The organism is Streptomonospora arabica (assembly GCF_039531585.1).
Lineage (GTDB): Bacteria > Actinomycetota > Actinomycetes > Streptosporangiales > Streptosporangiaceae > Streptomonospora > Streptomonospora halophila.
Genome location: NZ_BAAAQI010000006.1, coordinates 106,036 through 126,392, shown reverse-complemented (window position 1 = coordinate 126,392; position 20,357 = coordinate 106,036). Strand labels below are relative to the sequence as shown.

At 70.2% G+C, this 20,357-nt stretch carries 27 protein-coding genes; 9 read left to right on the top strand and 18 right to left on the bottom strand.

Annotated elements, in window-relative coordinates; all coding sequences use genetic code 11:
- Window positions 1-4 precede the first annotated feature (4 nt).
- From ABD284_RS12495 to ABD284_RS12475, 5 genes are all read left to right on the top strand, one after another.
- Window positions 5-196 (top strand): hypothetical protein, encoded by a 192-nt coding sequence (locus ABD284_RS12495; RefSeq protein WP_344143039.1) that lies wholly within the window; start codon window positions 5-7, stop codon window positions 194-196.
- An 87-nt stretch (window positions 197-283) separates the two neighbouring features.
- Entirely contained in the window at window positions 284-1,033 is a 750-nt protein-coding gene (locus ABD284_RS12490) for a metal-dependent hydrolase (RefSeq protein ID WP_344143038.1), read from the top strand.
- 19 nt (window positions 1,034-1,052) lie between these two features.
- Complete coding sequence (locus ABD284_RS12485; RefSeq protein ID WP_344143037.1) at window positions 1,053-1,532, top strand: hypothetical protein; 480 nt, start codon at window positions 1,053-1,055, stop codon at window positions 1,530-1,532.
- Window positions 1,533-1,546: 14 nt separating this feature from the next.
- Entirely contained in the window at window positions 1,547-2,068 is a 522-nt protein-coding gene (locus tag ABD284_RS12480; protein ID WP_344143035.1) for a hypothetical protein, read from the top strand.
- Entirely contained in the window at window positions 2,061-2,519 is a 459-nt protein-coding gene (locus ABD284_RS12475) for a DUF6221 family protein (protein WP_344143034.1), read from the top strand. The genes ABD284_RS12480 and ABD284_RS12475 overlap by 8 nt, the downstream gene beginning before the upstream one ends.
- 105 nt (window positions 2,520-2,624) lie before the next feature.
- Here ABD284_RS12475 and ABD284_RS12470 read toward each other — a convergent pair whose 3' ends face one another.
- Window positions 2,625-3,185, bottom strand: coding sequence for a hypothetical protein (locus ABD284_RS12470; protein ID WP_344143033.1), 561 nt, complete (start codon window positions 3,183-3,185; stop codon window positions 2,625-2,627).
- Entirely contained in the window at window positions 3,182-4,507 is a 1,326-nt protein-coding gene (locus tag ABD284_RS12465) for a hypothetical protein (protein ID WP_344143031.1), read from the bottom strand. Before ABD284_RS12465 ends, ABD284_RS12470 begins: the two co-directional genes overlap by 4 nt.
- A gap of 290 nt (window positions 4,508-4,797) precedes the next feature.
- Between ABD284_RS12465 and ABD284_RS12460 the strand changes: the two genes are divergently transcribed.
- The 4 genes from ABD284_RS12460 (at window position 4,798) to ABD284_RS12445 (ending at window position 6,808) form a co-directional block, all read left to right on the top strand.
- A complete protein-coding gene (locus ABD284_RS12460) occupies window positions 4,798-4,983 on the top strand; it encodes a hypothetical protein (RefSeq protein WP_344143030.1) in 186 nt (61 codons plus the stop codon).
- A gap of 54 nt (window positions 4,984-5,037) precedes the next feature.
- Window positions 5,038-6,228, top strand: coding sequence for a helix-turn-helix domain-containing protein (locus ABD284_RS12455; protein ID WP_344143029.1), 1,191 nt, complete (start codon window positions 5,038-5,040; stop codon window positions 6,226-6,228).
- A 62-nt stretch (window positions 6,229-6,290) separates the two neighbouring features.
- The gene (locus ABD284_RS12450) at window positions 6,291-6,530 is read left to right on the top strand and encodes a hypothetical protein (RefSeq protein ID WP_344143028.1); all 240 of its coding nucleotides are present in this window, start codon (window positions 6,291-6,293) and stop codon (window positions 6,528-6,530) included.
- Window positions 6,527-6,808: a hypothetical protein gene (locus ABD284_RS12445; RefSeq protein ID WP_344143027.1), complete on the top strand. Its 282-nt coding sequence runs from the start codon at window positions 6,527-6,529 to the stop codon at window positions 6,806-6,808. The genes ABD284_RS12450 and ABD284_RS12445 overlap by 4 nt, the downstream gene beginning before the upstream one ends.
- A gap of 375 nt (window positions 6,809-7,183) precedes the next feature.
- Here the strand turns inward: ABD284_RS12445 and ABD284_RS12440 are convergent, their stop codons facing one another.
- The 16 genes from ABD284_RS12440 to ABD284_RS12365 all read right to left on the bottom strand — a co-directional run bounded on the left by ABD284_RS12440 (window position 7,184) and on the right by ABD284_RS12365 (window position 20,356).
- Entirely contained in the window at window positions 7,184-7,405 is a 222-nt protein-coding gene (locus tag ABD284_RS12440; protein WP_344143026.1) for a hypothetical protein, read from the bottom strand.
- 111 nt (window positions 7,406-7,516) lie between these two features.
- Complete coding sequence (locus tag ABD284_RS12435) at window positions 7,517-7,720, bottom strand: hypothetical protein (RefSeq protein WP_344143025.1); 204 nt, start codon at window positions 7,718-7,720, stop codon at window positions 7,517-7,519.
- Window positions 7,721-7,775: 55 nt separating this feature from the next.
- Window positions 7,776-8,585 carry a peptidoglycan recognition protein family protein gene (locus ABD284_RS12430; protein ID WP_344143024.1) on the bottom strand — a complete coding sequence of 270 codons (810 nt, stop codon included), beginning with the start codon at window positions 8,583-8,585 and terminating at the stop codon, window positions 7,776-7,778.
- Complete coding sequence (locus ABD284_RS12425; protein WP_344143023.1) at window positions 8,582-8,758, bottom strand: hypothetical protein; 177 nt, start codon at window positions 8,756-8,758, stop codon at window positions 8,582-8,584. The genes ABD284_RS12430 and ABD284_RS12425 overlap by 4 nt, the downstream gene beginning before the upstream one ends.
- A 75-nt stretch (window positions 8,759-8,833) precedes the next feature.
- Window positions 8,834-9,109, bottom strand: a complete 276-nt coding sequence (locus ABD284_RS12420) for a hypothetical protein (RefSeq protein ID WP_344143022.1) — start codon at window positions 9,107-9,109, stop codon at window positions 8,834-8,836.
- Between the two features lie 171 nt (window positions 9,110-9,280).
- Window positions 9,281-9,781 carry a hypothetical protein gene (locus ABD284_RS12415; protein WP_344143021.1) on the bottom strand — a complete coding sequence of 167 codons (501 nt, stop codon included), beginning with the start codon at window positions 9,779-9,781 and terminating at the stop codon, window positions 9,281-9,283.
- Window positions 9,782-9,791: 10 nt separating this feature from the next.
- The gene (locus tag ABD284_RS12410; protein WP_344143020.1) at window positions 9,792-10,463 is read right to left on the bottom strand and encodes a hypothetical protein; all 672 of its coding nucleotides are present in this window, start codon (window positions 10,461-10,463) and stop codon (window positions 9,792-9,794) included.
- Window positions 10,464-10,471: 8 nt separating this feature from the next.
- Window positions 10,472-14,068 carry an RHS repeat domain-containing protein gene (locus tag ABD284_RS12405; RefSeq protein WP_344143018.1) on the bottom strand — a complete coding sequence of 1,199 codons (3,597 nt, stop codon included), beginning with the start codon at window positions 14,066-14,068 and terminating at the stop codon, window positions 10,472-10,474.
- Window positions 14,068-14,298, bottom strand: a complete 231-nt coding sequence (locus ABD284_RS12400) for a hypothetical protein (protein WP_344143017.1) — start codon at window positions 14,296-14,298, stop codon at window positions 14,068-14,070. The genes ABD284_RS12405 and ABD284_RS12400 overlap by 1 nt, the downstream gene beginning before the upstream one ends.
- Window positions 14,299-14,303: 5 nt before the next feature.
- On the bottom strand, window positions 14,304-18,008 hold the full coding sequence (locus tag ABD284_RS12395) for a phage tail tape measure protein (protein WP_344143016.1): 3,705 nt from the start codon (window positions 18,006-18,008) through the stop codon (window positions 14,304-14,306).
- 36 nt (window positions 18,009-18,044) lie between these two features.
- Complete coding sequence (locus tag ABD284_RS12390) at window positions 18,045-18,389, bottom strand: hypothetical protein (RefSeq protein ID WP_344143014.1); 345 nt, start codon at window positions 18,387-18,389, stop codon at window positions 18,045-18,047.
- A gap of 32 nt (window positions 18,390-18,421) precedes the next feature.
- Window positions 18,422-18,814 (bottom strand): hypothetical protein, encoded by a 393-nt coding sequence (locus tag ABD284_RS12385; protein WP_344143013.1) that lies wholly within the window; start codon window positions 18,812-18,814, stop codon window positions 18,422-18,424.
- 76 nt (window positions 18,815-18,890) lie between these two features.
- A complete protein-coding gene (locus tag ABD284_RS12380; RefSeq protein ID WP_344143011.1) occupies window positions 18,891-19,058 on the bottom strand; it encodes a hypothetical protein in 168 nt (55 codons plus the stop codon).
- Complete coding sequence (locus tag ABD284_RS12375; protein ID WP_344143008.1) at window positions 19,055-19,606, bottom strand: hypothetical protein; 552 nt, start codon at window positions 19,604-19,606, stop codon at window positions 19,055-19,057. The genes ABD284_RS12380 and ABD284_RS12375 overlap by 4 nt, the downstream gene beginning before the upstream one ends.
- Window positions 19,606-20,028: a hypothetical protein gene (locus ABD284_RS12370; RefSeq protein ID WP_344143007.1), complete on the bottom strand. Its 423-nt coding sequence runs from the start codon at window positions 20,026-20,028 to the stop codon at window positions 19,606-19,608. Before ABD284_RS12370 ends, ABD284_RS12375 begins: the two co-directional genes overlap by 1 nt.
- Window positions 20,021-20,356, bottom strand: coding sequence for a hypothetical protein (locus ABD284_RS12365; RefSeq protein ID WP_344143005.1), 336 nt, complete (start codon window positions 20,354-20,356; stop codon window positions 20,021-20,023). The genes ABD284_RS12370 and ABD284_RS12365 overlap by 8 nt, the downstream gene beginning before the upstream one ends.
- Between the last annotated feature and the right edge of the window lies 1 nt (window position 20,357).

Below are 20,357 nucleotides of genomic sequence, written 5' to 3'. Positions count from 1 at the left end.
AGTCATGTCCCGCCCCGACCCCGCCCCTGTGTTGGCGCTGTTGTATGCGCCGGCGGGCAGCGCTCTGGTGGAGCGGTGCGGCCGGATGGTGGTGGCGCGGCCGGAGCCGGGCGACACGGTGGTGTTGTCGCGGGAGGCGCTGCTGGCGGAGCGGGACGCGGTGGCGGTGGGGCGGCTGCTGGCGCTCGTGGCCTGAGGCTTTCGGCACGCTTTCGGCGAGCTTTCGGCGCCGGTCGCGTAGCGGCGAACTATCAACCGCTGGTTGATAGTTGGGGCGGTCGTCATGCTCGCGGGTAGCCACGCGGCGACGGGCGCGCTGGCCGGTGTCGCCCTGGGCGCGGTCGCCGGCGGCGGTCTGGTGGAGCTGATGTGGTGCGCGGCGGTGGGTGCCGGGGCGGGCCTGCTGCCGGACCTGGACCACCCTGAGAGCACGGCGACCCGCTCGCAGGGCCCCGTCTCGCGTGCGGTGTCCCGCGGTGTCCGGGCGCTGTCGTCGGCCGTGTGGCGGGCCACCCGCACGCGGTACGACGACGGGGGTTACCGGGGCGGTGCGGGGGCGCACCGGCACCTGACGCACACCGCCCCCTGGTGCTTGTTAACCGGGTTCACGGCCGGGGTGGTGAGCGTGCACCCGGCGTCCGGCGCGGTGGTGCTGTGGCTGCTCGTCAGCTTGGGTCTGCGCGGTCTGGGCCAGTGCCTGACGGGTCGGGACCGGGAGGCGCTCTCGTCCTGGCTGACCGTGTCCCTGGGCGCGCTGCTCATCGTGGGCGTGGTGGTGGGTGTGGCCCCGCCGCACCCGGTGCTGCTCGGCGCCGTGGTCGGCGTGGGGGCGTGGGTGCATGTCCTCGGGGACTGGCTGACCCGGCAGGGCGTGCCGCTCGCGTGGCCGCTGAAGGTGCGCGGGAAGCGGTGGTGGATGCACAGGAGCCCGTTGGCGTTCGCCGCCGACGCCGACTCGTGGCAGGAGCGCGCCGTCCGGTGGGCGTGCTCGGTAGGGGTGCCCGCGCTCACCGCGTGGGCCATCATGGGTTGAACAGCGAGAGGTGATCTGAATGGGCATGGCAGCACACGGCGTACTCGCCTACGGCTACCACCTCGGCGGCGACGGGGACTGGGAACTCGAAGGGACGGGCGAGTTCGACGAGGAGTTCCCCGCCGACTGGTACGACGACGAGGGCGACTTCGCGGATCAGGCCATGGTCCGCATGCTGGTGGCCGCCGGGCTCGCCACGCACGAGCAGGCCGCCCAAGGGTACTGGGACGGCCGCGACGAAGCCGAGCAGCAACTCGGTGTGGACTTCGAGTCCACCGGGTCGCTCGACGGCCGCGGCCACGAAGGCCACATACTGGTCGCCGCGGGCTCGTCGGTGCGCGCCGACTGGGGTGAGGCGTTGGAGTTGGACGTGGCGCGCATGAACGACGCCGACCAGCTCGCCGAATGGGATGAGCGGTTGGCGTGGGCGCTGGGTGTGCTCGGGCTGACGCCGAAGCAGGAGGGGCCGCGCTGGCTGTTGGGGGCGAACTGGGGATGAGCGGAGCCAACAGTGTGGCGGCCGCGATCGACGCCGCCCTCGCCGACAACAGCATCGGCCCGGACGCCATGCGGTGGGCGCCCGACGCCAGCGAGCACGAGGCGCGGCTCGGAGCGTGGGCCGGGTGGCTCCCCCAGTTCAGCCCCGAAGCGCTGGAGGAGTTCATGGAGTCGGCCGCAAGGGCGCGCCGCAACGCCGACGCGCTCGCGGCCGAGACGGCGCGGATCATGATGGAGAGCACTCGGCGCGCTGCCAGAGCGACCCCGGCGGACTTCGCGCTGATGCCGCCGCCGGTGGCGCCGTTGGACACGTCCGCGCTCAACCGGGCGTTCGCCGACGTCACCGAGACGTTCCGCCGCGCGGGTGAGCAGTTGCAGGCAGGTGGCGGGCTCTTCAAGGGGTTCGCGCCGCAGGTGGCCATCGTCGATGAGGTGCCAGCGCCGGAACCGCTTGTGGTCTACGAGCCGGATGGGAAGCCGTTCTTCGCGCCGTACCGGGCGGAGACCGCGCTCACGATGGAGGCGCCCGGTGAGTGACGTGGACGCGATGGTCGCGTGGCTCCGCTCGGTGTGGGACGCCGACGAACAGGCAGCGCGGGCCGCGACCGACGGCCCGTGGGAGATCGATGAGGACGGAGGCATTCAGGGGCGGCGTCCCGGCATGTCACCGGATCCCGAGATGGACCCCATGGTCGACGTGGACGACCGGGAGAGCGGCGACCGCACCCACATGGCCCGCCATGATCCCCGCGACACCCTCACCCGCATCCAGGCGGAGCGCAGGATCGTCGACCAGTACGAGCAGGCACGCAAGGCCGCATCGGACGAGCGGCTCAAGTACCGGGGCTCCTCAGGGGACACGAGTTCGGTGCTGCTCACGATGATGCACGAGCACGACTCGATCATCAGCACCTTGGAGCAGGCCGTGCGCGCGTTGGCGTCCGGGTACCGGCACCGCGCCGGCTGGCAGCAAGGGTGGGCGCCGTGACCGCGCCCGGGTAGACTGTGCGCATGCGCTGATCCGCCCGCATGGGCGGGGTAGGCACATTCCCAAGGCCCGGCACCACGTGCCGGGCCTTCTGCGTGCCCGGGGTCAGCCTGTGGCCCGCTCGTACACCTGCTCCACGAACCGCCACCCCGCCACCGTGTGCCGCTGGGGTCGCCACGGCGACGGCTCCAACACCAGCTCCCCCGCAACCGCTACGCCGACCCCCCAGAACGCGGCCTCGTTGAGGTAGTCGCACATGTGCCGTGCGGGACGGGCCAGCACCGCCAGGCGGGCGCAGAACGGCGCGAACCTGCTCGCCTGCTCCAGGGCCTTGCGGGGCGGACCGGACACGGCGGCGAGGTCGACCACGAGCGGGCGCACCGCGCGCCGGGTCACGTGGCCGTCCGCGATGGTGGCGGCTCCGGCGGGAAGTTGGTGCACGCGGGCGCGCTCAGACGCGGTGAGGGACGCCAGCGACACCCCCATGTCCAGCGGTAAGGACATCAGCGTCTCCAGTGCCGCCACCGTGAGGGGCGCGGCTGCGGTCTGCTGGCGTCGGGCGTGCTCGGTCGCGTCGAACCGGTAGTAGAGGGTGGCGTCGGCGACGATCGGCGACCATGGCAGGGTGAGGCTGTCGGGGTGCGCGGCGCTGGTGATGGTGGTCATGGGGTCGTCCCTTCGTTGGCCATCGCTGCTTCGCGTTGCCGTGCGCGTTCCATGGCCCGGTCGAAAAGGTCGTCGCTTTCCTGCTGGCGGCGGCTTGTGGTCCCGGCGGGCTTGGGCGACTCTCCGAAAAGCACCTGGTTGATCGCTTCTTCGTTGGTGAGTTCGGCGAGCCCGGCGGCTTCCTCTTGGGTCATGACACGGCCGCGTGTGCCGCCCCTGAACGCCTTGTTGGTCTTCTTCCAGTACGCGCCCGGGTCTTGTTCGTACAGGCCGCCTGCGGGCGGCTCAGGGGCGCCGAGCACGGCCGCGAGGTCCGGGCGAGCATCCGCGCCCACCTCCGCCAGGTGTGCCCGCACCGTCTCGAGATCGCCTGCCTTGATGTCGCCGTAGCAGGAGGAGCACCCGCCGCCCCGCTCGAGGAGGACGCTGTGGAGCCCGCACGTGGCCGCGTCGGGCTTCCTCGAGGAACGGCGCACCGAAGCGAGATCCTGCTCGAGTACGTGGTGGTCGCGGTCCTCGAGCCACCGGTAGGGCACACGCACCTGTGTGCCGTCAGCGGCGGCTTGGGCGAGCACCAGGCGGACGACCGCGCGCGCTTCCTTGAGGGTGGCGTCGGTGCGTTCTTGGACGATCTGTTCTGGCGTCTTCTTCGTCTTCTTCGCTGCCGGGGCCTCAGCGGCAGGAGCGGGAGGCTCTGCCGGGGCGCCCGAGGAAGACGAACGTTCGTCTGAGTTAGAACCTTCGTCTAGTTCGCCCTGCGTCTTGTTACGGTCCCCTTTTCGGGAGTACGTACCCCCCGATCCGGGACTACGTGGTCCCGAATCCGGGACTACGGGGCGACCGGTCCGATTCGAGCTCTCCAGCGCGCGGCGCTCCTTGATGAGATCGCGGGTCTCCGTCGCCGCCTTGTTCATGGCCTTGGCGGCGCCAGCGATCGCCTTAAGGGGGGCCAGGAGCTCCACGAAGCTCGTTGTGGAGCGCTCACCGGGCGGCGGGTTGAAGCGGATGCCGTAGGTGTTGCGGGACCGCATGCCGCCGATGGTGTTGGTGGTCTTCTCGACGATCCGCGCCTGGATGAGCTCGTCGAGGTAGGGCGTGACGGACTTGCCCTTGGACAGGCCGAGGGTGACGGCGAGCAGGTTCAGCGAGGGCCACACGTCGGTGTCGCCGTTGGCGCGGCGGCCCTGGTTCACGAACGCGGCGAGCACCGTGTAGAGGTGCCGCGCGGTGGGTGAGAGGTCGGAGCGGAACGCGACCCAGTGGCCGACCTGGGTGAAGCTGGGTTGGTCGAGTGCTTCGATCTCGATTTCGTCGGTGCTCATCGCTGGTCGCCTCCCTGGGGGAGGTTCAGCGGTGCAACTCGCGGAGTCGCCCCCCGATTCTGAACAGGGGCTACCATGTAGCTAGGCTTCATCCCTAGCCGCCTTCCTGATGTAGCAGGTCGGTGGTCAGAGCCCGGCTCGGTGTTGGTAGCACCGGTCGGGCTCGTCTGTTTTCGGTTGTCCCCACAGTGTACCGCTGCACGTGCATAACGGGCGCCCCGCACGTCACACGGGCAACCATCGCGGGTGCGCGAGGCGTCTCCACGGGCATGGACCATCGTGATCAAGGCATGAGGCACACCGTCCCGAGTTCGGAGAAGCGACCGCCTGGGCTCCTCGTTGACCTCATGCGGCCGCTGCTCGCCGCCTTCCGAAGACAGCGGGAGGTCCCAGAGAGAGCCGACAAGACCATCGAGTGGGATTGGGAGAGCGACGACGGCCCCGGCGAGCAGGTCTCAGATCAGCAGCAGCCCTGACACGAAAACGGCCCCGCCTTAGCCTGGGAGTGCGACCAACCAGGAGGCGGAGCCATGGACGAGTCTAACCCGACACCCCCCATCGGCGAGAGGGTTCGCGCCGCACGCCGAGCCACCGGCATGAATATCGGCACGCTGGCCGGCCTCATCGGCAAATCCAAGGGCTGGATGAGCATGGTCGAGAACGGCCACATCGCCCTCGACAAAAGGTCCGACATCGCCGCGATCGCCGACGTGCTCCAGGTCTCCGCCGACACCCTGCTCGGCGAGCCCGCCGACGACATCCCCGCACGCCTGCCCTCGGTGAACCTGGTGGCGTTGCGGGAGGTGCTCCATGAGTACGCGGTCGACGACCCGCCCGACGTGCCCGTCCGGCCGCTGGAGCAGACCGCCGCCGATCTCGCCCGGCTCGACGACCAACTGCGGCGCACCGACTACGAGTCGATGATGCGGACCCTGCCCCGGGTACTGTCCGAGCTGCACGCCGGGGCGCACCTCGCAGAGCCGCACCGGTCCGAGGCGCTGCGCCAGCTCATCACCGCGTGCGGGCTCGCCGTGATCGTGATGCGGCACTTCGGGCACTCCGACCTCGCGTGGATCAGCGGCGACCGGTCCCGGCAGGCCGCCGCCGAGCTGGGCGACCCGGTGTGGAGCGCGGCCGCCGCCTACCAGCGCGCGCACGCCCGCTCCAGCGCGAACCGGTCCCGCGCGCTGCTGGCCACCCCGCGGGTCGCCGACGAGTTGGAGCCCCACATCGGCGACGATCCTTTCGCGCACCAGGTGCACGGCATGCTGCGGCTGTCCGCCGCCCTGGCGAATCAGGTGTCCGGCAACCACAACGAGGCGCAGCGCCAGGCCGCCGAGGCCGCCGACCTGGCCGCCCGGTTCGAGGAGCCCGACGACCCGCAGGCGTGGGAACTGTTCGGCGTCAGCAACGTCGGGGTGTGGCGGACCATGCTCGCCGTCGAAGCGGGCGACGCCGGCGAGGCCATGCGCATCAGCGACCAGGTGGACACCAGCGCGCTCGCGTCGAAGAACCGCAAGGCGGCGCTGGCGATGGACCGGTTCCGGGCGCTGCACCAGCTCGGCCGCGACAAGCTCGCCGGGCGCGAACTCCAAAAGGCCGAGAAGCTGTCGCCTGCGCAGGTCAGGTACTCCCCGATGGTGCGGGAGGCGGTCCGCGACATGGCCGCGGTCAAGGACCCGGTGCTGCGCGGGGTGGCGTGGCGCATGGGCGTCATCTGAACTGGCCGATCGGGTTCAATTTCCTGAACCTCCGCGCGGGGTGGCCGCTCTAGCGTGCTGGCATGGACACCGCGACCCCCCATCCCCAGGTCGGCGAGGACCACGACCGGTACTGGCGCGTATGGCGCTCCGTCGACGACCACGGCCGCCCCGCCGCCTGGTGCGCCTCCAAGAAGGCTGGCGCCCCTGAGGAGTGGGCGCCCACGCTGCACGCCCCCACCCTGGCCGCGCTGGAAGCGCAGATGGCGTCCCCGCCGCGGCGCGTCCGCACGGCCCTGTCCGACCTGCAGGCGCCCCAGTGAGCGCCGGAACCGAGCCGGTCTACCGGCATGTGATCGGCGGCGGCCCCGGCGAGATCATCCCGCCCGAACGCCTCCATGAGGTCTACGCCGACCACTGGCATGTGCGGTGCTACCTGTGGTGCGGGTCGGAGTACTGGGCCGCCAAAAGGCGTCACCCCGTCCCGGCGGAGGCCGAGCAGGCGGGCGTGAGGGAGGGCGTGAGCGGCTGGTACAGCGCCGCGTGGATGCGGGACTGGCTCAACGAGCAAGGGCGGCTCTGGGACGCCTGGAGCGCCTGATCTTCCGCGCGCCGGTTCGGGTCCTTATCCCGGGGGAGGCCGGCGCGCGGACCTGGTGTCGCACCGATATGGCGTGTGCGGCAACCGCCCGCCCGGTGTCCGATGCTGTGCCCCCTCGGGGGCTGCCGGGCGGGCACCCACAACCCCCCTGCCCGGTCGAGGCGCGGGCGCGCATGCCGGGCAGGGGACACCCCCTGATGTGAGGAGCACGGTATGCCCGACGGGCCCTGCCCGGTCACCGGAGGCAGCCACACCCCGCAGGAGCACCCCGACGACCCGTCGGGGGTGGTGTGCACGTCGTGCGGCGAAGCCTTCGGGTGACGGGCCTCAGCGCCCCCGCGGCCCCCTGCCCATCCTCTCGGGCAGGGGGCGTTCTCATGGGCTCCAGCCGCGCCAGGTCCACACGTGCGGGTCTCCGCCGGGCTCGGGCTCATACACCGCCCGCGCCCCGGGGTCCTGCGGGCAGCAGCGGGGCCCGTCCACCACCATGTGCGTGCCCCACCCGCCCGTGTCCGGACCCAGCTCGCACAGGGTGTGCTCCTGCACCTGCCCGTCCAGCGGCCCGCCATACAGCACCACCCGCACCACCTCAGCCATGGGACCATCCTGCCCGGCCACCAGGTCCACACGCAGCGGGTGGCCGCGGCCGGACATGCGAAAAGCGCCCCACCCACCGTGAGGTGAGTGGGGCGCACAGCGCTGGGACGGTCAGCGCTTGTCCTGCGGCAGATCCGGGCGGGCAGTGTGGCTCGTGAAGTAGCCCGCGACGAACGTCGCCGCCAGCGACACCACGCCGCCGACCACGGCCTCGATCGCGCCGACGTCGACCTGCGGCAGCACACCCGCCACCACCGGCACGAGCACGGACACGATCGCCGCCACGACAACCTTCTTCTCCAGCTTCACCTTCATGATCTCTCCCGAGTACGTCGGCCCCACGCAGCGCGCGGGAACGGTGATGTGAGAACTACTTGGCTGCCTCGCGCGCCTGGTGTCGGGCGAACGCCACGTACAACTGCTCCAGGGCGTGCGCGGTCACCCGGTCGCCGTAGCCGTCCCTGGCGGCCGACCCGGCGTCCTTGCGGCACAGCCGCAGCCCTTCTGCGGTGGCGTTGCCGTAGTGCTTGTCCACGCCCCACTTACCGAGCGCGTCGCCGCGGCCGGCCCGCTTGATCATGAGCTGCAGCAGCTCGACCTCTTCGCCCTTGTCGCCCTTGGCCAGTCCGAGCATGTCCTCTCCCATTCCTGCGGCGCCGCCGCTGCTTGAGCTTCCTCCGGACGTGGTGCCGCCGGAGCCGAACACGCCGCGGCGCACCATTCGGTACAGCGGACTGCCCGGGCACGACGTGCTGAGGTGGTCGCGGTGGCCGTTCACCCGGCCGCCGGCGCCGCCCTTGGCGCGCAGCCACGCGACCGCGTCCTTGATGCCTTGGACCATGGCGTCGGTGGGCTGCTGCGACCCGCCGATCAGCGCGCACACCGCATACCAGTACTGGTTTCCGGAGTTGGTTCCGTTGGCGGCGGTGCGCCGGTTGGGGCCGCGGCCCACGTACACGTAGCCGTGCGGGCACACCAGCGCCGAATAGGCGATGTCGGCCCACCCGTTGCCGTCGATGTGGTGGTTCTGAATGCTGCGGACCCGGTCGTCGCAGCGCGAGTGGCTGGAGATGTGGACGGGCCCGCCGACGTAGTGGATCGTGACCCCGCCGGTGGGGGTGATGTTGGTGGGGATGCTGCGCGACCGCGCCCCCCACGCCCGCCTGGTGACCAACTTCATTCGGACGCACCGCCCTGGAACGCCGGGCTGTCGTCGCGGCAGCCGGCGTCCTCCGGTTCGATCGCCTCGGCGTTCTCCGGGGGGACGCCGACGAGGCGGCCGTCGTTTTCCAGATCGGCGGCCTCGGGGTCGATCTCGACCGCGTTCGCGGCCAGGTCGTCGGGCTCGGACATGGGCCCTCCTTCGGGCATGAAAAAAGCCCGCACTGGGCGGGCTCGGGAGGAAGGCGGGCAAAACGCCCGCGAAGGTCAGAGGAGCACGTTGATCAGGCCGATGGCCACCGACGCCGCGATCGCGGCAACCGACACCATCAGACCCACCAGCCACCGGGTGCGGCTCTGCCGCTGCGCCATCTCCTCCTTGGTGACCGTCCCATCGAAGCGGGCGTCCAGCTCGCGCACGCACTCCTGGGTCGCCATCGTCGACTCGACCGTGCGCAACCGCGAGTCATAGTCAGTGAGGATGCGTGCCTGCTCCTTGAAGCGCTCATCGGTCTGGTCGGCGCGCTGCAGTACGAGATTCACTTTCCCCTCCAGGTCAGCGAATCCCTTTCCGAGCATGCCCTCTATTCGCGCGAGAGCGGCGTCTACCGGAGCTGGCACTCTCTCATCATCGGTCATGCAACCCCCTCCGTACACCTCTGGTCACGCGCAATAACCAGCAGGTGAGACGACACTGTCCGCCACGCCAGCCCGTCAGGCGGGAGGGGATTCAACCGGGTGGATCGCCAGCTTGAACTGGGCGTGGGTGATGTCCACCGGCTGGGAGCCGGCGACCCGCACCATGAACCCCACCGGGGTGCCCGGGTGCACGAAAATGCCGTGGCACTTGTGCTTGTACTGGCCGCCCGGAGTCGGTGCCTCATCCTCCGTCGCCGTGGAGTCATAGCCCGTGGACAGGTTCAGCGGGTCGCGGACGAACCGGTCCCTGGTCTCGTTGTAACCGCCCGGCGCCCAATACACCATCGCCGTCAGATCGCCCCACCCGTCCATCGACGGCCAGATCAGCCCCGACCGGTCATCCGTGTCCCAGTCGGTGACCGCGTAGTCGTCGGGCTGACACGCATCATGCATCCCCCACGCGTCGTAGGACTCCGGGCCCTCCGACCCGAACGGGAACCTGACCAGGTGGTAGCTCCCGTCGGCGGGAATGGTCTGATTGATCGACCGGATCAGCGAGCACACACGAACCGCCACTGCCAACTCCTTACGCGTCTTCCTCATCGGACTCGATGTAGGTGGTCTCATACATCAGGTTCACGGTGAAATAGCCGTCCACGTCGAACTGCGGCTCGTTGTTCGACTGGGTCGTCGACGTCCAGTTGTCCATGTCGCCCGCCCCGCCGGCCGTGTCCGATATGTCCCAGGAGATCCGGTCGATGTTCTCCCCGGACCCGCCGGCCAGGATCGTGGCAATCCCCCGCACCTGGTAGTTCGCGTTGTCCGGGCTGCCGTACACGTCTCCGAACCAGCGGGTTCCGACCTCCGCAGGCAGCCCCGGCGGCAGGCTGAAGGAGTAGGTGCCCGACCCGAAGTTCGTGGTGGACCCGCGCGACCAGGACAGCCGCACCCACACCATCCGGCCAGGCAGCCGCCGATACTGGGCCGACAGGCCGCCGTTGCCGATCGACGGGTTCGTGCCACTAGCCGTCCACGCCGGCACGTAGGTCTTGAACGGGCCGTGATAGACGAGCGTCTCCCACACGCTGCCGGTGTAGAGCACCAGCGACTGCGTGTCGGTCTCATAGATCATCTGACCCTGCACGGGCGAGTTCGGCCGCGTTCCCGACGTGACCACCGCGATGCTCTGCTGCATCAGATAGGTGTTCACATCGTTGGCGGTCAGCACCTCGCCAACCGAGAAATCCTTGTAGGGCACCGGGCCTCCTAGAATCCGAGGGCGTTCTCACCCAGACGACCCAGCAGCGGGTCGTCGAGCACGAAGAACGCCGCCTTGCTGGCCGACTGCAAACCGAACGTGGTCACCCAGTCGTCGGGGCCGATCTCGTGGCTGATGCCGCGGATGATGCAGTCGCGTTCGATCACCTCGCCGCCGCCGGGCGGCCGCCGCCGGATCCGGATGCGGTCACCCAGTTCGCGGCCGAGCACCTGCGGCCACAACCGCCGATCCCGCCGCGGCCGGATCGTGATCGACTCGAACCGCAACTCCGGTTTGCTGGACATGTACACCAGCAGGTCGGCGTAGTCCGCCGCCTCCCCGTCGGTCTGCAGCAGCAGCCCGGAGGCGTCATAGGTGTAGGTCAGGAACTCGTCCCGCGACTGCTCATCGCTGGAGACCTGCTCGGTGCCACCCTCGCGGGTGATCTTCGCCTGGTTGACCAGGGTCGCGTCGTCGTAGGCGATCGACAGCTCCGCATAGGGGTGCTCGTCGCCTGCGTCACCGAAGATCACCTGCGGGCGGGTGGAGCGGTCGTCCTCCCACATCGCCTTGCGGTTGCGGAACACGACGTGGCCGGCCCCGTCGATGTAGATCTCGCCGAGCTCGGTTTCGGCGATCTCCCGCAGCTGCGACAGGACATCGCCGGACAGGTCGGTGCCCTGCAATGTGGTGTCCCCAACTGCGATGTCGCGGTCCTGGTCGGGCCAGGTGATGGCGTCCAGTAGCCGCTCCACGCGGGCGCCCGCGTCCTCGCCGTCGCCGACCGGTGCCCCGTCGGCCGGCGACAGCTCCCGGTTCCCGAACGGTTTGAACGCGTCGGTGAAGGTGGCGGTAGCGGTGGAGTCGTTGGGTTCGGTCCAGGCGATGTCCCACTGGTCGGCGTAGCCGCGCAGCAGGTCATAGGTCGCCTCGTTGGCGGTGAACGGCAGCGGCCGGTCCCCCAGTACGCACTGGGCGGCGTCAAGGTAGCCCACGACGGTGCCCGGGTCGATGGTGCCGTCGGTCCAGATGGACCACTGCACGTCGTAGAGGACGGTGCCCTCGTTGACGGTGCCGGTGAGGCTGACCCGCTCCCACGCCCCGGCCGCCGACGGTTTGCCGACGAACGCTGAATCGATCGCGTTCTCGCTGATGTCGCCGGACCCGCCCACGATCGCGACGTCCACCACCTGGTCGTAGACCTCCGGCGGAATGTAGACGTAGGCGGAGATGGTGATCTGCACGCCCTCGCCGATCCGCCCGCCGGAGAAGCCCTCCGCGCCGGCGGTGGCCGCGTTGTGGGCCTCGAACAGGTTGGAGTCGGTGCGGGTCAGCGCGAGCGCGTGCCCCCCGAACGGCGACGTGGCCGCGGTCACGATCGACAGGTCCGTCTGGTCGTTGCTGGTCCACCCCGTGGTGGTGGCGTCCTCGAAGCTGGGGTTGACCACATAGTTCGTGGTGGACCCCCACCGGGCGCGGATGCGGATGCGCCGCATCGGCGACACCTGCGACAGCCCCGAGGCCACGAACGGGCCGTCGAGGTTGGTGGGGTCGAAGAGCCGGTTCTGGTTGTCGAGCACCACCGACCCGGTGCCGGCGTCGTAGGCGATGACCGGGGTGGTGATGCGGTCGGACCCGCGCGAAGTGGAGGCGGATCGGACGTGTTCGCTGATGTCGGTCCACACCTCGCCGCCGCCCAGGGTGGCTGTGTCGAGGATGCCGCGCTGCGGGTCGTCCAGGTGCAGGGTGGTGCCGGTGGTCACGGTCGCGGTGAAACCCGCCTCGACGATCAGCCACGGCATGTTGGACACGCCGGAGTGCACCCCGGGCAGGCCCACCAGGTCCGGCCCTCCGATGGGGATCTGTCCCTGGACGAATTCGACCAGCACCCATACGGCGGAGACGCGGCGCTGTGTCACCGCGGAGGTGACGGTGGTGTAGCCGACCTGGATCGTGTCGAGGTCGTCGACCGTCCACGCCGCCCCGGTGTCGGGGTTGGTGGCCGCGGTGATGGTGGGCAGCATCGGCGAAGCGGTGCCGTTGGTGGCCCATCCGTCCAGAGCGGCGTCGATCGTCGCCCCGGTCGTCACCACCCCCTCGGGGGAGGTGAGCCGCAGCGCGAGGTCGCGGTCGCCGGTGGCGCCGTCGGAGCCGACGCGGGCCCCGGCCTGCAGCACCGTGACCACTGCGTCTTCGCGGATACCCGCGTCGACGCGGTTGGTCACCTGCAGGTCGTCGACCAGCGCCCCGGCGGAGCCGACGGCGTTGTAGGACGACGCGTCATCGGGGGTGAGGTCGTCGACCCGGGTGTAGTTGCCCGCCGCGCCGCCCCCGCCGCCGACGCGCACATCCCAGTCGGCGCTGTTCCCGCCGGCGTTGGGGCGCAGGTGCACGATGGTGCCCTCGCCCGGATAGTCGGGGTTGGTGACGGGGCCGATGGGGGTGGCGGTGTCGTCGATCGCCCACTCATCAACGAGGATCGCTCCGGTGGAGGCCTGGTGCTCCAGCCACCACTGCGTCAGCGTGCTCGCATCGACGGTGCCGGTGATCGACGCGTCGGCGTCGCCGGTGGACTCCGGGTCGGTATACCAGACCGACAGGGTTCCGGTGTCGCCCTCGCGGGTGACCTCGACACGGGTCCACGTGTCGTCGGGCAGGGCGCCGTCGATGGCGTCGTCCAGCCCGGCCCAGTACAGGCCGCCGCCGGTGTACATGGAGGCCGCACCGAGGACGTCCTCCCACCACAGGTTTCCGTCGGTGGTGGCGGCGGGGCGTTTGGCGTAGAACCGGACGACGAAGTCGCCGGTGCCCAGGCCGCCGTCGAACTGCATCCCATTGGAGGAGGACGCGTCGTCTAGGCGGATGCCGGCGCTGCCGTAGTAGCCGGCCGGCGTGTCGTAGGTGACCCCGGACGCGGCGACCGAGGAGAACGCGTCTCCGTGGTCGCCGCTGTTGGCTTCGGTGACGGCGGTTTCGTCGGGGCCGTCCATGGAGTTGGTGCGCAGTACCGCGGGTGTGGCGCCCTCGCCGTTGATCGCGAGGTCGTCGAGGTAGAGGTCCACCGTGCTGGTGGTGATGGCGCCGAACCGGAACCGAGTCAGATTCTCGCCGGTAACCAGCTCCGTCCCAGGGGTCGAGGCGAACGCCTGGCCGTCCAGGCGGGCCTCCCCGCCGTAGCCCAGCGGCCGGATCCCGAGCTCGACCCGGTGCCAGGTCTCGTTCGACAGCGCGTCCGAGTCCGACCCGACCTGGCTGGCGCCGACCAGGGTCTCGTGGTCGTCGTGGAGTTGCAGCGTTCCGGTGGTGGTCAGTCGAATGGAGGCGACGACCAGGTTCGCGTCGTCGACGGCCTCGACGAGGCTGACATCCGCATCAGGAAGGGCGGCGATGTAGACGTAGACGCGCACCCACCACGGCGACGTGTCGGCCGCCGCCAGGCGGTGCTGGATGTAGGCGGTGCCCGCAGCGGGATTGCACCGCAGGGACGCGCCGCCGGGCGAGCGCGCCACGTCGGTGGAGATGGTCGGCGACCCGGCGGTGCCGTCCCATTCCATGCCCGAGGTGGCGGAGTGCAGCTCGAACCCGCACGACCACACGCGTGCCATCAGGCGACCCGCTCGTAGACGATCAGGTCGAGCCGCGCGTGCGAGGAGGGCCGGTAGCGGGCGTGGCCGCACACCACCAGGTACCCGTCCTCCACGGACAAGTAGTCGCCGCCGCGGGCGAGAGCATCCGGCGGGAGCGCGATGACGTCGGGCGCCGGCGCGGCCAGTGTCACCGTGCCGTCCTCGTCGTGCCGGAGCTGCAACCGCTGCGCGACCGCCATCGTGCCCACGCCTCCTATTCCCGCCACCGTTTGCCGGACCGACGCTCGTACTGCTGGATCGCCTCGACCGCGGCCTTGCCGATCGCCGCCGGATCCGAGGCGGGCCCCGCCTTGACGGTGATGTAGTAGTTGCGCGACGGCCGCTCCTCGCCACGCCGCAAAGGCTCGGGGCGGCCGGTCCGGTTGTCGATGATCGACTTGCCCGCCGGCGCGTACCCGCCCCGGTCGAACACCAGCCCGCCGGTGGCCTTCCCGGACGCGGCCTGGTCGCCGGCGACCGGGGCGAACCCCCACCGGGAGGTGAACATCGGATCGCCCGCGCCGCGGGCGCCCCCGCCGACCCGCACCCCGGCGGACCCGGACGACTCGACGTTGACCCCCATCAGCGTCCCGGCGGTGTGGCCGACGCCCGCGTTGGTGATCCCGACCATGTAGGGGCTGCGGAGGTTCCGCTTCCACCCGGCCGGGCCCGACCCGACGAAGCTGTGCGTGGAGTACCGCCGAAAATAGGGCCCCACACCGCGGATCGAGTTCTCAATGGACCCAGTGAAACCCGAGCAGTCGAACCCGTGCGGCCCCGCACCGCCCCACACATAGGGCTCACCGTGCTGGGCGCGCGCGAACCGGGCCGCCCGCCGCAACCGCTCGCTGGCCGAGGCGAGCCCCACCCACGAGTCGGCGCCACCCACCATGGACGCGGCGTAATCGTCGTCGGCCTTCTTGAACCGGTCGATGACCTTCTTCCGGATCATCTGGAACACGTGGAACGGGATGCCCTCGAAGTTGTCGCCGCGGCCGAACTTGTCGGCGAGCCGGTCGCGCAGGCTGTTGAGGGGTTTGGTCGCCCACGACTTAACCTTGCCCACCACGTCCGACCACTTGTCCGACAGCCACCCGGTGATGCCGCCCTTGGCGAACCCCGCCTTGCTGGCATACCGGCCGGTGTGGTGCATCGGGGCCTGCCCGAGCCCCATCTGGTTGGTCTCCTCGGACAGTTTGCGCACCGCCGAGACGCCGCCGGTGTTGCCCGCGTGGTTGAGGGCGTGCACGAAACCGGGCCCGAGCCCGCGGACCACCTCGGGCACCAGGACGCCCTCACCGCGCCGCATCGGCGTCATCACGTCGTCGCGCTTGGCGCGCTGGTAGCCGCCCAGCACACCGCCGCCGGAGAATCCGCGCGGCAGCCGCACCTTCCCGATCGAGGAGATGCCGGGCACCTTCTCGGCGACCTTGTTCCACAGCTTCCTGAGCCCGTCGTTGTAGACCGTGTTCACGACGAACTTGACGGGGGCCGACGCGACGTCGCGCAGCTTGTTCCACGCCCGCTTCACCCCGTCCTTCGCGGCCTGGAACGAGTCGATGACTCGGTTGCGCAGCGCGCGGACGGCGTCGACCACCCGGTCGCGCAGCGCGCGAGCGCGGGAGACGATCCAGTCGCGGACGGTGTCCCAGATCGCCCTGGCTTTGTTGCGCAGGTACAGGAACCGGGCGATCACCGTGTTGCGCAGCGTCAGAACCGTGGCGACCACCCGCCGGTGCAGGTACAGCACCCGCGCGATGATCCAATCCCGGATCGCGGTGAAGATCGCGACGGCGCGCGCCCGCAGCTTCATGAACGTCCCGATCGCCTGCAGCCGCAGCCGCAGCACGAAGAACAGCACCCGCCGGTACAGCAGCATGACCCGCGCCACGATCCACGCGCGGATGGTGTCCCAGATCTTGCCCGCCCACGCGCGGAGCTTGCGGAACCACGACACGACGGCGTTGACCAGGTCCGGGATCAGGGAGTTGCCGACCATCCAGTTCCACAACCAGATGAACGGCTTCGTGATCGCGGTGATGACGCCCTGGACGACCCCGTCGAGGATCGTCACGACGCCCTTGAAGACACCGACGATGGCGGTCCAGATCCCCGAGAAGATCCGCTTGACGCCGTCCCACATGCGCTGCCAGTCGCCGGTGAACAGGCCGATGAAAACGTCGAGGATCCCGATGATCACGTCGAGGATCCCGGAGATGATCCCCGACAGGGCCTGCCACAGCCCCTTCACCACGGACACGATGATCTGAAACGCGCCCAGCAGAATCCCGCCGACGACCGCGCCGATCGCCACGAAGATCCCGGTGATCACCCCGCCCCAGGTGTTCCAGAACGCCTTGAGGTCGGCGAAGGTCGCCATCACCATCATCGCGATCCGGTCGAAGATGGCCTTGAGCTTGGGCCAGATCTCCATCGCCCAATCGACGATGGCGCCCCACACCTCAATTGCGGTGCCCTTGATCTGCGGCCACACTGACCGCCACCAGCCCAGCAGCGCCATCAGCCCGGGTTTCAGTGCGCCGTTCCACAGCGCGTCCCAGCCGGCCTTGATGCCGGACCAGGCACCCATGACGACGTTGCGGAACACGTCGGACCTCTTCCACGCCACCACCAGTGCCGCACCGAGCGCGATGATGCCGGCAACCACGCCGATCACAATCCCGATCACCGGGGTCATCACCGCGGCGATCGCGCCGATGGAGGCGACCAGCGCCCCCACGAAGATCAGCACAGGACCCAGGACGGCGACGAGCAGCGCGATGACGGTCCCGACTTTCAGGATCATCGGGTTGGATTTGCCCAGCGCTTGCACCCACCCGGTGACCGCCTCGGCCGCCGTGGTCATCCAGGACAGCAGCCCGGACTCGGCCACGGCGATGGCTAAGCCTTCGGCTGCCGACTGCAGCTCCTTCACCGACCCGTTGAAGCCCTCCATCTGCGTCTTCGCGATGGATTCGGCGGTGCCGCCCGCGTTCTTCAGCTCACCGGTCAGGCCCTTGAGCGCGCCGGACCCCTGCCCGATGAGGGCGGCCATCGCCGGGCCGGCTTCCTGTCCGAAGATCGTCATGATGTCGGCGGTGTCCGCGCCGGAGTCCTCCAACTGCCCGATGATGTTCACCAGCGGCAGCAGGTTGCCCTTCGCGTCGGTGACCGTCACGCCGAGCTCCGACAGCTTGGAGGACACCGCGGCCGTCGGAGACAGCAGCCGCGCGATCGACCCGCGCAGCGCCGTGCCCGCCTCGGACCCCTGGATGCCGGCGTTGCCGAGCAGGCCGATCGCGGCGGAGATCTCCTCGAAACTGAGCCCGGCGGACGCGGCGACCGGGCCCACGTACTTCATGGACTCGCCGAGCATCTCCAACGTGGTGTTCGTCGAGGTGAACGTCTTCGCGAGGACGTCGTTGACGCCCCCGATGTCCTTGGCCTCCATGCCGTAGCCCGACAGGATGTTGGACGCCACGTCGGCGGCCACACCGAGCTCGACCGCGCCGGCCGCCGCGAGATCCAGCACCCCGGGCAGCGCCTGCATCGTCTCGCGGGCGTCGAACCCGGCCATGGCCAGGAACTGCATCCCGTCGGCCGCCTCCGACGCCGAGAACTGGGTCGTCGCCCCCAGATCCTTGGCGAGCTCGGTCAGCTTCGACATCTCGCCGCCGGTCGCCCCCGACACCGCGGCGACCCGCTGCATCGACTGCTCGAAGTCGCCGGCGGTCTTGATGACCAGCCCACCGACCGCCGCCAGGGGGGCGGTCACCGACGCCGTCATGGTTTCGCCGACGCCGCGCATCGCCGACCCGGCCGACTGCAGGCGCCCGCTCATCCCGTCGACGTCCTTGACGGCGTCGCGCACACCCTTGCCGGACCATTTCGCGAAGATGTTGAACCCGAGAGAGGTCACCGACGCCACGACGGATCACCCCCTCGGGTTCGCTTTTCAGGTGTCGTCTTCGTCGTCGGGCCAGGGCCGCGGCACCCGCTCGATGTCCTTGGGTAGCGTGTGCCGCTTCTTGTCGTCGACGTTGGCCTGCTGGTACAGCAGGTTCGCCTCGCGCTGGGCCTCCACCGCCTTTGCGGTCAGCTCGACGAGCTCGTCCCAGTCCGCGCGGTCGCGCCCGCCCGCCCGCACCGCGTAGGTGGCCGACCCCTTCGGCAGCCGCGACACCAGCACATGCAGCCGGCGGATCGTCATGTCGCCGCGGCAGAACGCCTCGAACTGGTCCGCGTCACGCGGGTAGTAGCGCGCGAGGTCGGCCTCGACGTCCTCGGGGTAGTGGCTCACCAGGACGGCGAGTTGCAGCAGGTGCCGCGGGACTACCCCTTCGAGCCCGACGACTTTCCCTGCTCGCCCCCCTCGGCGCCCTCGCTGCTGCCGGTGACCGCCTGCGCGAGCGCCTTGACGGAGGCCTCGAATTCGTCCTCGTCGATGTCGGCTTCTTCGAGCCGTTCCATCTGTTCCTCGGCGAATCCGATCACCTCGATCGCGCCCCACAGGTCGCCGGCGGCCATGCGCCGCATGAACTTGAACCGCTTCCACCTGCGCGGGAGCACCAGCTCCAGGGTCTCCCCTTCGCCGGTGGGCACCTGCAGCACGTAGCGGCGATCGGTCGCCTCGGCTTCGGCGGCCTCGGCCGCGTCCTCCGGTGCAGTCTTGTCCGCGCCGAGCTTGGTCATCTCAGCCTTGACGGGCTGCTTCGCTCCAGCCATTCCGGGCCTCCTCGGGTCCATCGGGCCTGATGTCATGTGGGGCGGCCGGGGGCCCGAGAACCCGGCCGCCCCACGCTCAAGCGGGCTCGCTGTCCTGCAGCACCGAGGCGATCGTCAGCCAAGAGTTGGCCATCTCGGTGTAGCGCTCCATCAGCCCGCGGTCCTGGATCAGCTCAGCCTCACGCAGCAGCCGCGCCGCGTTCGCGAGCGCCTCGTCACGCGTGGGCGCCCCCTGCGGGCTCACTCGCCCGCCTTGGCGACCTGCTCGGCGGCGCCGTCGAGCACCTTGCGGACGTTGCCGAGCACCTGCGACCGCATCTCGCCCAGCGGCTCCAGGAACCAGGACCCGCCGGTCGTCTGGGTCGCCCACGCCTCCCGGTTTCCGAAGACGGGGTGGCGCCACCCGCCCTGGCGGATCCGTGAATCCAGTGCTCGCGGGATCACCTTCTGGTTGGGCTCAGGCATGGCGGTGACGATCCGCAGCCCCGACTTGGTGGAAGCCCGGGCCCGCACCCCGCGCGCGACCGTGCGCCGCAACTGGCCGCGCTTGTGCGGGTGCTGCTTCGTGCCGCCCCCGGCGCCCTTGGCGGGCACCTGCTTGACCTCGGACTTGACCTTCTTCACCCCGGCGGCCGCGGCCTTGCGCAGCTCCGCGCGGAACCGCGTGGGCGCCTTCTTGTCGATCGCGCGCAGCTCGGCCGCCACCCGGGCGACTTCCCGCCCGGTCTCGATCTCGATTCCGAAACCCTGACCGCCGCCACCGCCCGCCGGGGTCCTGGTGCGCGGCGGCATCAGGACGAGGCCGTCGCCCGCGAGATCGACCCCTGCGCCGGGAACGTCACACTGACCTCCGACAGCTCGCCGGGGGCGCCGTCCAGCGGCGTGTACTCCAGCAGCACACACGTACCGGTGTACTCGGGGTTGTCGGCGCCGACCGGGTCGCCCTTGGGCCGCACCACGACCTCGAATTCCTCCTCGTCCTCGTGGAGCTGGGCGAGGGTGGAGTCGACCGACCCGGCAACGTAGGCCTGCATGAACTGGATCTCGAAGCTGTCGTCGGAAAGCCCGTAGGCCCGCCGGGTTCCACCGCTGCCGAAGCTGGTGGTTTCCACCTCGTTCTTCGTGCGGTTCACCGTCACCGAGTTGGAGTTGTCCGACAGGGTCACCCCGTCGACCTCGATGTGGCAGTTCTTGAGCACGATCGGCTTAGCCATCGCCGGCCTCCTTCATCTCCTGCGGCCGCTCGCCGGCCGACGTGTCCTGATCAGCCGCCTGTTCGGGCGGCTCGGGCGAGGAGGCCACGGCCGCGGGGGCCGACTCCTCAGACTGGGGTGCGCTGACACGCGAAGTGCGCCGGGTCGAGCGGCGCGGCGTCGCGCGCTCGGCCGCAGCCGGCTTCGGGGTGGACGCCGGTTCGGCGGCCTCTTCCACGTGGCCCTGGCGCATCATCCGGGCCGCGTGGTCGTCCTCCAGGTACACGTGGTCGCCGCGGCGCTTGCCGAGCACCGGCATCCGGCCGACCACCACATACCGCTTGGCCATG